Origin of the sequence: Thiobacillus denitrificans, from assembly GCF_001530125.1 — a bacterium.
Lineage (GTDB): Bacteria > Pseudomonadota > Gammaproteobacteria > Burkholderiales > Thiobacillaceae > Thiobacillus > Thiobacillus denitrificans_C.
In genome coordinates this window covers 276,592-291,269 of sequence record NZ_LDUG01000018.1, presented here as the reverse complement: position 1 = coordinate 291,269, position 14,678 = coordinate 276,592, and the positions used below count along the sequence as shown (strand labels likewise).

The window sequence follows — 14,678 nt, the reverse complement described above, 5'->3', positions numbered from 1 at the left end:
CCGCCGTAAAAAGGAGAAAACCATGATTGCCATGAGCATGACGAGTACCTACGACGAATACCGGCGCGATTCGATCGCGTCCGCACCGGTCTATCCCGCCCCCACGCACCCGGTTCGCCGCGCGATGATGCACGCCCTGGCTATGATTGGCCTTGGCATGGGCGGCGTGGCCGCAGTGGACGATGACGAAGCGCTGGGCATTGACTAAAGTGAACGCATGGACATCGCCGCCCGTACTTTGCAGGATTATTTCGCCGACCCGCGTCACGCCGCCACGCTCAAGTTCGGCGGCGGCGGGCTGGTGGTCGCGCTGCTGGTGGGGATGGTGTGGATGGCGTTGGCGCAGGGCGGCACCCGGCTCGACACCCCGATGGGGATGGCGCTCGCCGGTTCCGGCGTGGCGGCGCTAGCGACGGCGCTGGGCGCGTTGCCCGCACTGTTCATGCGGCGGATTTCCGCACGCTTGGAAGACGTGATGCTCGGCTTTGGCGCCGGGGTGATGGTCGCCGCCGCGTGTTTTTCGCTGATCCTGCCGGGGGTAAGCGCAGGCACGGAACTGTACGGCAACAAGCCCGCCGGTGCGCTCATCGTGGTTGTCGGCTTCGTGGCTGGCGCACTGTTTTTGCTATTGGCCGACAAGGCTGTGCCGCATGAACATGCGCAATCCGGCCGTCACGGCCCGGACTGGATCGCACTACGCCGGGTATGGCTGATGGTGTTTGCCATCGCCCTGCATAACTTCCCTGAGGGCATGGCAATCGGCGTTGGCTTTTCTGATGGCGATTTGTCGGTCGGCATCCCGCTGGCTGCAGCCATCGCCATTCAGGACATTCCTGAAGGTCTGGTGGTCGCCGTCGCCCTGCGCACCGTGGCCTACGCGCCGTGGCAGGCCGTCGGCGCAGCGGCGTTGACGGGACTGGCCGAACCGCTCGGCGCCATCGTCGGCGTCGCACTCACCTCGGGCTTCGCCCCGCTCTATCCCGCCGGGCTCGGCTTCGCGGCCGGCGCGATGATCTGGGTGGTGTCGCACGAAATCATCCCGGAGACCCACCGCAAGGGTCACGAACAAGCCGCCACACTCGGCCTCATCGGTGGCTTTGCTGTCATGATGATGCTGGATACTGCCCTGGGATAATCTTTGATTCATCATTCTTCAACCCGAAAGGAGCCAACCATGGCCAAAGCCGCACCCGCCCAACCCTTTCTCACCGACGTCAAGACCCTGCGCGCCCGCGCCCGCAAGCACATCGAGGACGGCGCCGTCACCGCCGGCTACCAGGCCGACCGCGCCACCGTCATCAAGCTCTTGAACGAGGCGCTGGCCACCGAACTGGTGTGCATCCTGCGCTACAAGCGGCATTACTTCATGGCCAGCGGCATCAACGCCGACGCAGTGGCGCAGGAATTCCTGCAGCACGCCACCGAGGAGCAGGGCCACGCCGACCTGATCGCCGCGCGCATCGTGCAGCTGAAGGGCGAGCCCGACTTCAACCCGGAAGGGCTGGCGATGCGCTCGCATGCCGAATACGTCGAGGGCGACTCGCTCGTCGACATGATCAAGGAAGACCTGGTCGCCGAACGCATCGCGATCGAAAGCTACGGCGAGATGATCCGCTACATCGGCGACAAGGACATCAGCACCCGCCGCATGCTGGAAGGCATCCTGGCGATGGAAGAAGAGCACGCCGACGACCTGTCCAGCCTGCTGGAAGGCCTGGCGCGCTGACCCGCGCTAACGCAGCGATTCGGCCGGCTGCTGCGTCTGCACCGACACGGCCGCTACCTCATGGTGCTGCCCCACCGCCAGCGCATAAATCCGCTGCAGGTCGTCTTCGCTGATGTCGACGAAGGTGTCGATCTGGGACAGCGCGTAGACCAGGCTGCTGTGCGGGATCATGCTCTTTTCGGCTGTCATGGCAACGGGTTGCGAGCGGTGATGCCAGCTTTGCGGATAGCGCCGCCAGGCGAACGGGAAGTTGAACACCACCGCCACCGTCACCAACACGACCACATTCAGCAGCACCGGACTGAACAGGTAGCCATAACCCAGCGCATGCACGGTTTCACCACCGAGCACGGCATACAGCGCGGTGGCGCCGCCTGGCGGGTGCAGGCAGCGCAGGCCGTACATGGCGGCGATCGATAAAGCCACCGCCAGCGAGGCCGCCAGCATCGGCTCGCCGCCCAGCCAGCGCGCGCAGCTCACGCCGATCAGCGCCGACACCAAGTGGCCGCCCAACACCGGCCACGGCTGCGACAGCGCGCCGTGCGGCGCGGCGAACAGCAGCACGGCGGAGGCACCCATCGAGGCGATGGCCAGTACGCCGCCGTGTCCGCCGAGCCAGAAATGGCTGGTCCACAACACCGCGAGGATGCCGAGCAGGCCGCCGGCGGCCGAAATCCAGTGCTCGCGCTCCGAAACCGAGTAAGCCAGTCTGCGCACCATTATCGTGTGCGCCCCACGGAGCACATGGCGTGTTGCAGCGTCGGCGACATCAACCCGTGCTCCAGGCGCGTGGGTGCCGCATGCCGGCAATTTTGCAGGCCTGCTTGACATAGCCGTAGGGATAGAGATCGAACAACCGCTTCTGCGCATCCCGTCCCATCCGTTCGGCCAGGTGCTTGATAACGAATCGGGCGTCGGCTATGACCTGGTGTTCCTCGAAGTAGTCACGCATGAATCGGATCGTGTCCCAGTGATCCTCGTTGAGCTGAATGTTCTCTTCCTGCGCCAGGACTTGAGCCAATTCCTCGTTCCAGTCGGCGGGCTCAACCAGATAGCCCTCAGCATCGCGTTCGGGCATCAAGGCCGCGAAATCGGGGGGTTGATTCATGGCAGGCTCCTTCTGTTGTTGCGATGGAGCTAGTTTAGGGATCTCTTATATATCCATCCAACGATAAATTTTGCTATCTAATATCGAATAATTCGATATATAAACCCGCATGGACACCGAACTCGCCCGCACCTTTCTGATGGTGGCGGCCACCGGCAACTTCGTTGCCGCCGCCAGCCGCCTGCACGTGACGCAATCGACCGTCAGCGCGCGCATCCACACGCTGGAAACCACCCTCGGCGCGCGCCTATTCCAGCGCGGGCGCAACGGTGCAGAATTGACGCCTGCGGGCAAGCGCTTTATGCGCCATGCCAAACACCTGGTGCGCACGGTCGAGCAGGCGCGCCACGACGTCGGCCTGCCGCAGGGCTTTCGCGACGTGCTGACGCTGTCGGGGCGGATTGCATTGTGGGAAGGCTTTTTGCCGCACTGGGTGGCGTGGATGCGCGAGGCCGCGCCGGACGTGTCGCTGCGGCTGGAAATCGGCTTCGAGCCCGACATCATGCAGGGCCTGATCGAAGGCTCGGTGGACATCGGCGTGATGTACACGCCGACCTCGCGCACGGGCCTTGAGGTGGAACCGCTATTCGACGAAATCCTGCTCTTGGTGACCAGCGACCTCGCGCGCAGCTGGCCGGACGAAGGCTACATCCATATCGACTGGGGGCCGGAATTCCACGCCCAGTTCAGCGACCATCACCCTGACGTCCCGCCGCCCACGCTGGTCGCCAACATCGGCTGGCTGGGCGTGCAGCAGCTGCTGGCCTACGGCGGTAGCGGCTATTTCCCGCAGCGCCTGGTAAGGCATTACATCGAGGCGGGGCAGCTGTGGCACGTCCCCGGCAGCCCGCAGTTCAAGCTGCCGGCCTGGATGGTGTTTCCGCGTGACAGCGATAGCGTCACGCTGAAAAGCGCGCTCGACGGCCTGCGCACCCTGGCACGCGAGGAGCAGGCGCGCCCCTGAAGGCCCGTTGCTCAGCCCCGCCTGCTCTTGTTCAACAGCCTGACGATCGACACCGTCGGCTCCGCCAGGTCGGCCAGCGTGTAGCGTTCGACATGCTCGAGGAATTGCCGCTGCCCCTCGAACAGGATGTTTTTCAGGGCGCAGTTTTTCTTGATGATGCACACCGGGTCGTCACAGTTCACCGGTGCCAGCGTCGCCTCCATCAATTCGATCACGCTGCGCAAGTCGATGGATTCCTTGGGCTGGCCGAGTCTGATCCCGCCATGCTGGCCCCGGCTGGCGTGAATCAGGCCGGCACCCGCCAGCTTGTGCACGATCTTCATGATGTGGCTGCGCGACACGTCGAATTTCTCGGCGATCTCCTGCACGGTCGAGATCCGGTCTTCCGGCATGGAGGCGAGATAAATCAGCACCCGAAAAGCATAGTCCGTATGTTTGGTCAGCCGCATGTGTCGACGCCTTTTAAAGGTATCCCGGCATTTTACTTGACCCGCTCAATAAGATTCATCTAATATTCGCATTCATTAATGCATATCACATGCATGTTTGAAAACCTTAATCTCCAGGAGAAATCATGCTTTCTGCCGAAACGCTGGCAACGATCAAGTCAACCGCCCCGCTGCTCGCCGAGCAGGGCAAGGCGATTACCGACCTGTTTTATTCCAAACTGTTCGCGCAGCATCCGGAATTGCAGCACATCTTCAACATGGCCAATCAGGCGCAGGGCGAGCAGTCCCGCGCGTTGGCCGAATCGGTGTTCATGTACGCCACCCACATCGATGCGCTGCAGAATCTGGGCCCCATGGTCAGCCGCATCGCCCACAAGCACGCCAGCCTGCAGGTTGCGCCCGAGCACTATCCGATTGTGGGGAAATATCTACTGGAAGCCATCCAGGACCACCTGGGCCTGGAACCCGGCCATCCCGTGCTCGGCGCCTGGGCCGAGGCGTATGCGCAGCTGGCCGGCATCTTCATCAAGACCGAGGAAGGCATCTACAGCGACAACGCCATGAAACCCGGCGGCTGGCGCGGGTTCCGCCCGTTTGTCATTCGCAATATCCGGGACGAGGCCAGCGGCATCAAGTCGGTGTATCTGCAGGCCGAGGATGGCGAGCCCATCGCCCACTTCGAGCCGGGACAATACCTGGGCATCAAGGTCCGGGTGGCGGGACACGAATACGACGAGATCCGCCAGTACTCCCTCTCGGACGCCCCCGGAAAAGACCACTACCGCATCACCGTCAAGGCCGAAAGCACGCCGCCCAGCCATGAAGGCAAGGTCTCGAACCATCTGCATGGTGCCGAGGCCGGCGACCGAGTGTGGGCGCAGCCACCGACAGGGGATTTCACCGTCAGGCATCCGGACAGGGAACTGGTGATGATCGCAGGCGGCGTCGGCATCACGCCTCTATTGAGCATGCTGCTGCACCGCATCGAAACCCGCGACGACGTGTCGGATCTGGTGTTCATCCATTGCTGCCGGGACCGGACGCATCACGTGATGGCGGATGAATTGCGTCAACTCAGTGCGCAGCACGGCTTCAGCTACTACGTCAGCTATGAAGCCGGCAGCGGCGCCGACCACCAGGGCTATCTCGACCAGACAGTCTTGGCGCAATGGCTGACACAGCCGGATGCCGAGGTGTATTTTTGCGGGCCCAAGCCGTTCATGGCCGCGGTCAATACCCAACTCCTGCAACTGGGCTTCGAGGACGAACAGCTGCATTACGAAGTCTTCGGCCCCAGCACCCGTCTGCTGACGCACTGACCTGACGGGGGCTTGCTGCCCACACCATCCATGTCAACATTCCGTGCCCGCTCGCATCGGGCTCGGGGTCGCCCCGCTCGCGCATCAACCAGTCCAGATTGCGGCCTGCCACTGCGCGGGCCTCAGTCCAGCGTTTTCCGGTAGCGCTTCAAACCGATCAACATCACCACCACCATGAATACCAGCAGGGGCCAGACATTGGGCCAGGTTTCGGCCCAGCCGTTGCCCTTCAGCATGATGCCGCGCACGATGCGCAGGAAGTGGGTGAGCGGCAGTCCCTCGCCGATGACCTGGGCCCAGTGGGGCATGCCGCGGAAGGGAAACATGAACCCTGACAGCAGCATGGACGGCAGAAAAAAGAAGAAAGTCATCTGCATCGCCTGCAGCTGGCTCTTGGCGATGGTGGAAAACATCATGCCGACGGTGAGGTTGGCAGCGAGAAAAACCAGCACGCAGGCCAGCAGCAGAAACAGGCTGCCGGCAATGGGCACGCTGAACAGAAAATGGGCGGCAACGAGAATGACCGTCACCTGGATGTAGCCGACCATGATGTAGGGCAGGATCTTGCCGATCATCACTTCCAGCGGATGCACCGGAAACGCGAGCAGGTTTTCCATCGTGCCGCGTTCCAGTTCGCGGGTCATGGCCATGCCGGTCATCATGATCATGGTCATGGTGAGGATCGTGCCCATCAGGCCCGGCACGATGTTGTACTGGGTGATGCCTTCCGGGTTGTAATTGCGGTGCACGCGGATCTCGAACGGCGGCGCCGTGTTGCCGAGCTGGGCCAGCGGGCCTTTCAGGTCATGCTGCAGGGCGCTCTGGTTGAGGCTGTTCAAGGCGGAGATCGCGTTGCCGGTTGCCGAGGGGTCGGAGGCATCCGCCTCCAGCAGCACAACCGGTTTTTCTCCCCGCACCAGATTCCGGAAAAAATCCGGCGGGATGGATACGATGAACTGAACCTCGCCGATGGCCATGGCTTGCCGGGCTTCGGCAACGGTGGCTGGCGGTGTGAGCACATCGAAATAGCCGCTGTTTTCCAGGCTCGCCACGAAGCTGCGCGAATAGGCGCTTTGGCTGGCATCGAAGACCACGGTCGGCAGGCGCTTGGGGTCGGTGTTAATGGCAAAGCCGAACAGGATCAGCTGCATCACGGGGATGCCCACCATCATGGCAAAGGTGATGCGGTCGCGCCGCATCTGCACGAATTCCTTCAGCACAATGGCCCACAGGCGGTGCCAGGCGAGCGGGAATGTCATGGCACCGCCTCCTCCACGTGCTCCATGAGCTGGATGAAGACCTGCTCGAGCCCGGTTTCTGCCGGCTCGAACCGAAGGTCGGGCAGGCTGGCAAGGCTTTGTGCGATCAGCGCGCCATCCTGGCCGCTCACGCTGTAGAGATTACCCATGGCAACGACCTGCTGCACGCCCGGCAGTTTGCGCAAACGATCCGCGAGTGCCGGGTTGTCATCCTTGACGACGAACGAGGCGAGGCCGCTTTGCGCAATAAGTTCCTCCGGTGAACCGGAGGCCAGCAGATTGCCGTAGGCGATATAGGCCAGGCGATGGCAGCGGGCCGCTTCATCCATGTAGTGGGTCGACACCAATACGCTGATGCCCTGCCCCGCCAGCCGGTGAATCTCGTCCCAGAAATCGCGCCGCGCCTTGGGGTCGACACCCGCGGTGGGTTCGTCCAGCAACAGGAGCCGGGTCCGATGCAGCATGCAGGCGGCCAGGGCCAGCCGCTGCTTCCAGCCGCCGGACAGTGTGCCTGCCAATTGGTCAGCCCGATCCGCCAGGCCCAGCTCTTGCATGCCCGTTTCCACGGTTTGCTTGCGGTTCGGCATGGCATAGAGCCGGGCGACGAAATCGAGGTTCTCGCGAATGGAGAGGTCCTCGTAGAAACTGAAACGCTGGGTCATGTAGCCCACCTGCTTCTTGATTTCGGCGCTTTGGCTGATCACGTCATAACCCAGGCAGGTGCCGCTGCCTTCGTCCGGGGTCAAAAGGCCGCACAGCATGCGGATCGAGGTGGTCTTGCCGCTGCCGTTGGGACCCAGAAAGCCGTAAATCTCGCCTTTTTCCACGCGCAGGCTTAACCCATTGACGACGCGCTTGTGGCCGAACGATTTGCTCAGGCCATGCACATCGATGGCGTACTCGCCGCTCATTGACCGGAAACGTTCAGGGACACACCCACCGGCTGGCCGGGATGCAGCCGGGCGGCATCCTTCGGCTGCGGCCAGGCTTCCACCAGATAGACCAAGCGGTGGCGATTTTTCTCGCTGTATAGAACGGGCGGGGTGTATTCCGCAGAGGCGCTAATGAATCGAATGACAGCGGGTACGGGTGCCTCACAGCCATCACAATGGATCCCGACGGTTTGCCCGGCTCGCAGCGCCCCCAGACGGGTTTCTGGCACAAAGAACCGGACCTTGATGTTTTCCGCAGGCAGCAGGGATACGACAGGCTGGCCCGCTGCGGCCCATTCCCCCGCCCGGTAAAAGATATCCTGCACCTGCCCGGATACCGGGGCGCGCTGCGATTTCTGCTCGAGCTTGATCGTGCTTTGCTCAAGTGCAGCCTGGCTGGCCGACACCTGTGCCTGCGCGCCGGCCCGTTCATCCGCGCGCCCGGGCAAACGGGCGGTTGCGAGTTGAGCCCGCATTTGCGCAACCCCGGCCTGATCCCGTGCCAATTGCGTACGTACCTGGTCGAGCGACTCTGCGCTGACAAAACCTTTCGCAACCAGTGCTTGCTGACGCGCCAGTTGCTCGACAGACAGCTTCCGCCTGGCTTCCGCGTCCTTCAACTGGGCTTCGATGGCGGCAATTTCCGGGGGACGCTTGCCCGTCGCCAGATTGCTGAGCTGGGCCTGAGTCTGGGCCAGTTGGGCTTTGGCCTGGCTGACGCTGGCCGCTTCGACGGCCTGATCCTGGCTGAACAGCGGCATCCCGGTTTGGATGGCATCCCCCCGCTGCACCGCGAGCGACGTCAACTGTCCATTTTGCTGGGCAGCGACCAGGACGGGCTCGCCCTCGACATAGCCTTGAAACCGTGTCTCGCCGGCAGGCTGGCATCCGGACAGGCATGCCACGAGCACACATGAAAAAAAATGAATGCGTAGGTTCATTGAGCAGGCAGATTCAGAGTGGACGGCGGAAATCCGATGCGATGAGTGTAGCCGTTTCATGCAGGCCTCGCGGGCTGTTTTGAAAGGCTCTTTCATCGTTATTTGTTGGTATTGGCCAGCGCTGTGGGCGGGGCGCCCTCGCCCCGATTTGCGCACCGTCGCAACCTTCACGGCATCGGCCCGGGGGCGGGCCTCCTACAACAGCCCCCCTGGCGGCGAGGTCTTTTGGTATTGGCCAGCGCTGTAGGAGAGGCGCCCTCGCCCCGATTTGCGCACCGTCGCAACCACCACGGCATCGGCCCGGGGGCGGGCGTGCGTGGTTGTTGCCGACGCGTCGGCTTTTACAACCACGGCCTCCTCCTTGCGGGGGCTCCTACAACAGCACCCCCCTGGCGGCGAAGCCTTGGCGAGCACTTGCCCTTTGCGTCTTGCGGCGCATCGAGGTTAAAGCCGCTCCTACGGCGGCGCCTGCGGGATGCCAAAGGACAGGGGCTTCATCAGGGGGCAAGACATGACTTCAACAACCAACAGTGACATAGCCTTTTGAAACGGCAGCGGAATCTGTCCGCGCCCCTGGCGCGGCACCTGCTCAGGCCGGTTTTTTCGCAACCAGGTCGATCAGCGCCGACATGCCGTGGTGGTGGCTGCCCTCGCTGATGACCGACTCATGCGCGTGCAGATGCAGGATTTCCCAGTCGCCGAACCATTCACGTAAAAGATCTGCGGTGTACATGTTGGCGGCATTGGGCGGTCCGCCAGTGGCGAATTCGACCTGCTTCGGCGTGTAGCCCTGCAGGATCAGCACGCCGCCCGGTTTGAGCGTGCGGCGGATGCCGGCGATGATGCGGTCGCGCTCGGGCGGCGGGGTGAACTGGATAAAAATCGCGGCCACCAGATCGTAGGCCGCCTCCGGCCAGGCCCAGTTCAGAACGTCGGCCTGCTCGATCTCCAGCGTCACGCCCCGTTCGGCGGCCAGCCTGCGTGCCTTCTCCAGCGCGGCCGCCGAGAAGTCGATGGCATGCACCTGCGCGCCCTGTTCCGCCAGCCACACGCCGTTGCGGCCCTCGCCGTCGGCGATCGCCAGCGCACGCATGCCGGGCTGGATCAGCGCGGCCTGGCTCGCCAGAAACACGTTCGGCGCGGTGCCGAAAATGTAGTCGTCCGTGGCATAGCGCGCGTCCCAGAAATCGGAACTCATTTGGCGTGGGCGGCGAGCAGTTTTTCCAGTTGCGCCGCGGGCACCATGCCGGGCACGCGCTGGCCGTTGGCGAAAATCAGCGTCGGGGTGCCGGACACCTTCAGCTTGTTGCCCAGCGCGATGGTGGCGTCGACCGGATTGGCGCATTTGCCGTCGTTATTCGGCACGACATTTTTCGTGGTGTAGTCCTCCCACGCCTTGTTGCGGTCGGGCGCGCACCATATCTGCTTCGAGGTCTGTACTGCCTTGGGGTGCAGGCCCTCGATCGGATAGAGGAAGGTGTAGACAGTGATGTTGTCGACCCTGGTCAGCTCGGCTTCGAACTTGCGGCAGTAGGGGCAATCGACGTCGGAGAACACCACCAGCTTGCGCGCACCATTGCCCTTGACGGTCTTCAGCGCATTGTTGAGCGGCAGCGTGTCCCACTTCACCGCCTGCAATTTATTCAAACGCGCCTGCGTCAAGTTGCTGCGATTTTTCAAATCGATCACGTCGCCGGTAAACACGTATTGCGCCTTGGCGTCGACGTAAATCAGCTGGCCGTCGAGATAGACCTCGAACAATCCGCTGTAAGGCGTCTTTTGCACCGAGGCGATGCTGGCCCCCGGGAACTGCTGGGTCAGCGTCTTGCGGATGACGGACTCGTTGGCCTGCGCGGTCGCAGCAAACATCAGGGTTGCGGCCAGCGCCAGGGGGGCTAATTTCATTCCATACTCCAGTTCAGTTTTTCGCTACAAAGGATGCCAGGGCACGCAAAGACTTCAGGGAAAATACCCCTTCACGATTCTTTCGGCCTTCGCGGTTAAATCCATCTCAAAAAAATCACGACATCGCCTCGCGCACCAGCGCCGCCTTCAGCGGCGGCAGCCGGTCGACGAACTGCATCCCGGCATTGCGCAGCCAGGCGACGCGCGCGTCGCCAAACAGATGATGCAGGCCATGGGTGAGCGCCTGCATGCGCTGCACCGGCTCGGCGCGCTCGCGTGCGTAACGCTGCAACACCCGCACATCGCCGCAATGCGTGCGGCGATGCTGCGCCAGCACGTCAACCAGCGCTTCGGCATCGCCAAACCCGAGGTTGACCCCCTGGCCCGCCAGCGGATGTACGCCATGCGCAGCGTCGCCGATCAGCATCACGCCCGGCGCCGCAACCGCATCCACCCGGATCAGCCGCAATGGAAACGCCGCAGCGGGCGTCAGCAGGCGCAAGGCGCCCAGTCGGTCGTGGCCGGCTGCCTGCACCTTTTCGGCCAGTGCTGCCGCATCCAGAGCGACCAGTTCGTCTGCATATGCCGACTGAGTTGACCAGACCATCGACAGGCGGTTCCCGCTCAACGGCAGCCAGGCCAGAATATCGCCGTCAAAAAACCACTGAAAGGCGGTGCCGCGATGCGGCTGTTCGCAGGTGAAATTCGCCACCACGCCGCTCTGTCCATAGGGCGTCAGCGTCGAACCCAGGCCCGCCCATTCGCGGATGCGCGAGGCCGCGCCGTCGGCGCCGACGACCAGTTCGGCCTCAAGCATCGAACCGTCGGCCAGCGACAAAAGCGAATACGGTTCGCCCCATTGAATCGAGTCGATCGCAGCCGGGCAGTGCAGCGCCACGTTGCCGTCGGCCTGCAGCGCCTGCCACAGCGCGTGCTGCAGGCGGCCGGCCTCGACGATGGTGGCCAGATGCGACACGCCTGCTTCGTAGGCGTCGAGCCGGATCGTGCCGAAGCTGTCGCCCGCCACATCCATGCGAAACACCGGCTGAATGCGGCCTGCATCCATCTGCTGCCAGGCGCCGAGACGTTCGAGGAAGCGCTGGCTGGCGGGACTGATGGCGTAGATGCGGGTATCCCAGGTTTCATCGGGAAGATGGGGCGGCTGGCGCTCGACCAGCGCGACCCGCAGCCCCTGCCGGCCGAGCGCCAGCGCAGCCGCGGCGCCGACCAGCCCGGCGCCGACGATGACGACCTGATAGCGTTCGACGCTCATCCGCGCGCCCCGAAAATCATCCGCCGCGCGACAAAGCTTTTCAGCGGCGGGAACACCTCCAGCGCCAGCAGGCCGAGCCCGCGCGCGTGACGCAGCGGGGCAATGTCGTTGGAGAACACGCGCACCAGAAAATCAGTGAAGCCGACGCCGCCCAGCACGTCGGCGCGCCGTCCGTGTGCGTAAGCACGCAACATGGCGGCGCTGCCGATCTCGCTCGCCGGCGAGTCGCCGCACAGTGCGGCCAGTTCCCAGGCGTCGCGCAGGCCGATGTTGAAGCCCTGCCCCGCCACCGGATGCAACGTCTGCGCGGCGTTGCCGATGCGCACCACGCGATCGGCGGCCTCGCTGCCGGTCCAGGCGAGCTTCAGCGGAAAGGTCTTGCGCGGGCTGGCGGACAGGAACTGCCCCTGGCGCCCGCCGAAGTGACGGGTCAGGGCGGCCAGGAATTCAGCGTCCGGCAGTTGCGCGATGCGCTCGACGTCTTCCCGCCTGGCGGTCCACACCAGGGCATAGCGATCGCCCTTCGGCAGCAGCGCGGTCGGCCCTTCGGGCGTAAAGCGCTCGTACGCCTGGTTCGCATGCGGCAACTCGGTCTGCACTTCGCACACCACCGCCATCTGGTCGTAGTCGCGTTCGAATCTGGGTTTGGGCGCCGCCTCACCACGCCCGCCGTCGGCCACCACCACCAGCGGCGCGGCATGGACGCTGCCGTCTGCCGCATGCAGGCTTGCCATTTCGGTGCCGGACTCGATGCGATCCACCACCACGCCATACTCGACCGCGATGCCAGCGCCCGCGAGCGCCTGTTTGAGTGCCGCAGTCAGCGCGGCGTAGGACAGCACGTAGCCCAGTGCCGGCACCTTCACCTCGTCGGCGGCCAGCCGCGCCACGCCGAGCGCGCCGCGCTGTGAAATATGAATGCGGGTGATCGGGGTGACGTCTTCCAGCGTGTCCCACACGCCGAGCCGGTCGAGGATCAGGCGCGCGCCGTGCGACAGCGCCAGCGTGCGGGTGTCGGCGCGGGCGTCTTCCGGCTGCGCATACGATTTCGCACGGGCTTCAGCCCGTAGCGAATCGGAGTCCTTTAGGGCTTCGAGCACGCGCGCCACGATGCCCTGCTGCTGCAGCGCCAGCGCGCACACCGCGCCGACCGGGCCGGCGCCGACGATGAAGATGTCGTTCACCCTCTCATCCATGCCTCGATCTCCGCCACGGTTTTCGGTGGCGTGGTCAGCACCTCGCAGCCGGATTCGGTCACCGCCACATCGTCCTCGATGCGGATGCCGATGTTCCAAAAGGCCTCGGGCACGTCGTCCGCCGGCCGGATGTACAAGCCCGGCTCGACCGTCAGCGTCATGCCGGGAACGAGCGGGCGCCATTCGCCCTGCAGCTTGTATTCGCCGGCGTCGTGCACGTCCATGCCCAGCCAGTGGCCAGTGCGGTGCATGTAGAAGCGGTTGTAGGCATTCGATTCAATCAATCCGTCGACTTCGCCGTGGAGCAGGCCGAGGTCGACCATGCCCTGCGTCAGCACGCGCACCGCCGCCTCGTGCGGGGCGTTCCAGGGTGCGCCCGGGCGCACCGCTGCGATGGCTTCTGTCTGCGCCGCCAGCACCAGTTCGTAGGCATCCTTCTGCGCCGCCGAAAAGCGGCCATTCACCGGGAAGGTGCGGGTGATGTCGGCCGCATAGCTGCCGAACTCGGCCGCGGCATCGATCAGCAGCAGGTCGCCGTCGCGCAGCGGCCGGTTGTTGAAGACGTAGTGCAGCACGCAGGCATTGGCGCCGCTGGCGACGATCGAGGTATAGGCCGGCGCCTCGGCGCCGCCGCGACGGAAGGCGGAGAGCAGCTCCGCCTCGATCTCGTATTCGTGGCCGCCCGGCCGGGTTGCGCGCATGGCGGCGCGATGCGCGCCGGTGGAGATCTCGGCGGCGCGGCGCATCAGGGCGAGTTCGTGGCCATCCTTGATCAGGCGCATTTCGTCCAGCCAGATGCGCGCGTCCACCAGGCGGTTAGGCGCGTGCACGCCGCTACGGGCCTTGCCGCGCACCGCGTTGAGCCAGCCCATCATCTGTGTGTCCCAGGCCATGTCGCGGCCGATGAGGTAGGCCAGCAGCGGCTGGTTCTCCAGCAGTTTGGGCAGTTCCGCATCCAGTGCGTCGTAGGTGAAGGCTTCGTCGAAGGCGAAGGCCTCGCGGGCCGCCGCCGGTCCGTAGCGGAAGCCGTCCCAGATCTCCCTTTCTTCATTCCGCTCGCGGCAGAACAGGATGTGGCGCGGTTCTGCGCCGCCCACCAGCACCACCACCGCCTCAGGCTCGTTAAAGCCGGTCAGCCAGTAGAAATAACTGTCGTGCCGGTAGGGATAGTGGGTGTCGCGGTTGCGCGGCACCTCCGGGGCGGTGGCGATGACCATCACGCCTTCGCCCATCTGCTCCAGAACCCGCTGGCGACGGGCATAGTAAATTGCGGAATCAGGCTGCATGGTGCTGTCTCAGTTCCTCGTCCAACGTGATCAGGCGGGCCGGCGTGCCGACGTCTTCCCAGCGCCCGGCATAGTGTTCGCCGCTCATGCGGCCGGCCTCGATCGCCCGTCGCAGCAGCGGCGCCAGCGGGGCTTTTTCGCCTGCCGGGGTATGGGCGAACAGCGCGCGATGGTAGACGCCGATGCCGGAGAAAGTGAGCGGAGAGTCGAGTCCGCAAGGGATACCGTCCTTGGCACCTGCGGTGCCAAGGACATAAGTCGAGAGTCGAGAGTCGATGTTGCGTAGCCGTCCGGCATCCAGCACGAAATCGCCCGCCGGA

Annotated in this window: 17 protein-coding genes; 5 read left to right on the top strand and 12 right to left on the bottom strand. The window is 64.1% G+C overall.

Annotated features, from left to right (window positions below):
* From ABW22_RS06645 to ABW22_RS06635, 3 genes are all read left to right on the top strand, one after another.
* The coding region (locus tag ABW22_RS06645) for a hypothetical protein (RefSeq protein ID WP_237763255.1) at positions 1-208 on the top strand (208 nt) is incomplete at its 5' end.
* Between the two features lie 9 nt (positions 209-217).
* Complete coding sequence (locus ABW22_RS06640; protein WP_059753599.1) at positions 218-1,135, top strand: ZIP family metal transporter; 918 nt, start codon at positions 218-220, stop codon at positions 1,133-1,135.
* 39 nt (positions 1,136-1,174) lie between these two features.
* On the top strand, positions 1,175-1,726 hold the full coding sequence (locus ABW22_RS06635; RefSeq protein ID WP_059753595.1) for a ferritin-like domain-containing protein: 552 nt from the start codon (positions 1,175-1,177) through the stop codon (positions 1,724-1,726).
* A gap of 6 nt (positions 1,727-1,732) precedes the next feature.
* On the opposite strand, the gene ABW22_RS06630 is transcribed toward ABW22_RS06635, so the two are convergent.
* Both ABW22_RS06630 and ABW22_RS06625 read right to left on the bottom strand, forming a co-directional pair.
* Entirely contained in the window at positions 1,733-2,446 is a 714-nt protein-coding gene (locus ABW22_RS06630; RefSeq protein ID WP_088178756.1) for an HPP family protein, read from the bottom strand.
* Positions 2,447-2,495: 49 nt separating this feature from the next.
* Positions 2,496-2,834 carry a TusE/DsrC/DsvC family sulfur relay protein gene (locus ABW22_RS06625; protein ID WP_193393284.1) on the bottom strand — a complete coding sequence of 113 codons (339 nt, stop codon included), beginning with the start codon at positions 2,832-2,834 and terminating at the stop codon, positions 2,496-2,498.
* 109 nt (positions 2,835-2,943) lie between these two features.
* Between ABW22_RS06625 and ABW22_RS06620 the strand changes: the two genes are divergently transcribed.
* Positions 2,944-3,798, top strand: a complete 855-nt coding sequence (locus ABW22_RS06620; protein WP_059753592.1) for a LysR family transcriptional regulator — start codon at positions 2,944-2,946, stop codon at positions 3,796-3,798.
* A gap of 11 nt (positions 3,799-3,809) precedes the next feature.
* On the opposite strand, the gene ABW22_RS06615 is transcribed toward ABW22_RS06620, so the two are convergent.
* The gene (locus ABW22_RS06615) at positions 3,810-4,247 is read right to left on the bottom strand and encodes an Rrf2 family transcriptional regulator (RefSeq protein ID WP_059753588.1); all 438 of its coding nucleotides are present in this window, start codon (positions 4,245-4,247) and stop codon (positions 3,810-3,812) included.
* A 125-nt stretch (positions 4,248-4,372) separates the two neighbouring features.
* Here ABW22_RS06615 and hmpA point away from each other — a divergent pair, with 125 nt between their 5' ends.
* The gene (gene hmpA / locus ABW22_RS06610; protein WP_059753584.1) at positions 4,373-5,566 is read left to right on the top strand and encodes an NO-inducible flavohemoprotein; all 1,194 of its coding nucleotides are present in this window, start codon (positions 4,373-4,375) and stop codon (positions 5,564-5,566) included.
* Between the two features lie 122 nt (positions 5,567-5,688).
* Here hmpA and ABW22_RS06605 read toward each other — a convergent pair whose 3' ends face one another.
* The 9 genes from ABW22_RS06605 to ABW22_RS17975 form a co-directional block, all read right to left on the bottom strand.
* Positions 5,689-6,825, bottom strand: a complete 1,137-nt coding sequence (locus tag ABW22_RS06605) for an ABC transporter permease (RefSeq protein ID WP_059753581.1) — start codon at positions 6,823-6,825, stop codon at positions 5,689-5,691.
* A complete protein-coding gene (locus ABW22_RS06600; RefSeq protein WP_059753575.1) occupies positions 6,822-7,736 on the bottom strand; it encodes an ABC transporter ATP-binding protein in 915 nt (304 codons plus the stop codon). The genes ABW22_RS06605 and ABW22_RS06600 overlap by 4 nt, the downstream gene beginning before the upstream one ends.
* Complete coding sequence (locus ABW22_RS06595) at positions 7,733-8,794, bottom strand: HlyD family secretion protein (RefSeq protein ID WP_202813918.1); 1,062 nt, start codon at positions 8,792-8,794, stop codon at positions 7,733-7,735. Before ABW22_RS06595 ends, ABW22_RS06600 begins: the two co-directional genes overlap by 4 nt.
* A 493-nt stretch (positions 8,795-9,287) precedes the next feature.
* Positions 9,288-9,896, bottom strand: coding sequence for an SAM-dependent methyltransferase (locus ABW22_RS06590; protein WP_059753570.1), 609 nt, complete (start codon positions 9,894-9,896; stop codon positions 9,288-9,290).
* Positions 9,893-10,603, bottom strand: a complete 711-nt coding sequence (locus ABW22_RS06585) for a DsbC family protein (RefSeq protein WP_059753568.1) — start codon at positions 10,601-10,603, stop codon at positions 9,893-9,895. The genes ABW22_RS06590 and ABW22_RS06585 overlap by 4 nt, the downstream gene beginning before the upstream one ends.
* Before the next feature lie 115 nt (positions 10,604-10,718).
* The gene (locus ABW22_RS06580) at positions 10,719-11,876 is read right to left on the bottom strand and encodes a UbiH/UbiF family hydroxylase (protein ID WP_059753565.1); all 1,158 of its coding nucleotides are present in this window, start codon (positions 11,874-11,876) and stop codon (positions 10,719-10,721) included.
* Complete coding sequence (locus ABW22_RS06575; protein ID WP_082708593.1) at positions 11,873-13,072, bottom strand: FAD-dependent monooxygenase; 1,200 nt, start codon at positions 13,070-13,072, stop codon at positions 11,873-11,875. Before ABW22_RS06575 ends, ABW22_RS06580 begins: the two co-directional genes overlap by 4 nt.
* On the bottom strand, positions 13,057-14,358 hold the full coding sequence (locus tag ABW22_RS06570) for an aminopeptidase P N-terminal domain-containing protein (RefSeq protein ID WP_059753559.1): 1,302 nt from the start codon (positions 14,356-14,358) through the stop codon (positions 13,057-13,059). The genes ABW22_RS06575 and ABW22_RS06570 overlap by 16 nt, the downstream gene beginning before the upstream one ends.
* The coding region (locus ABW22_RS17975; protein WP_419184917.1) for a nucleotidyltransferase family protein at positions 14,348-14,678 on the bottom strand (331 nt) is incomplete at its 5' end. The genes ABW22_RS06570 and ABW22_RS17975, both read right to left, overlap by 11 nt.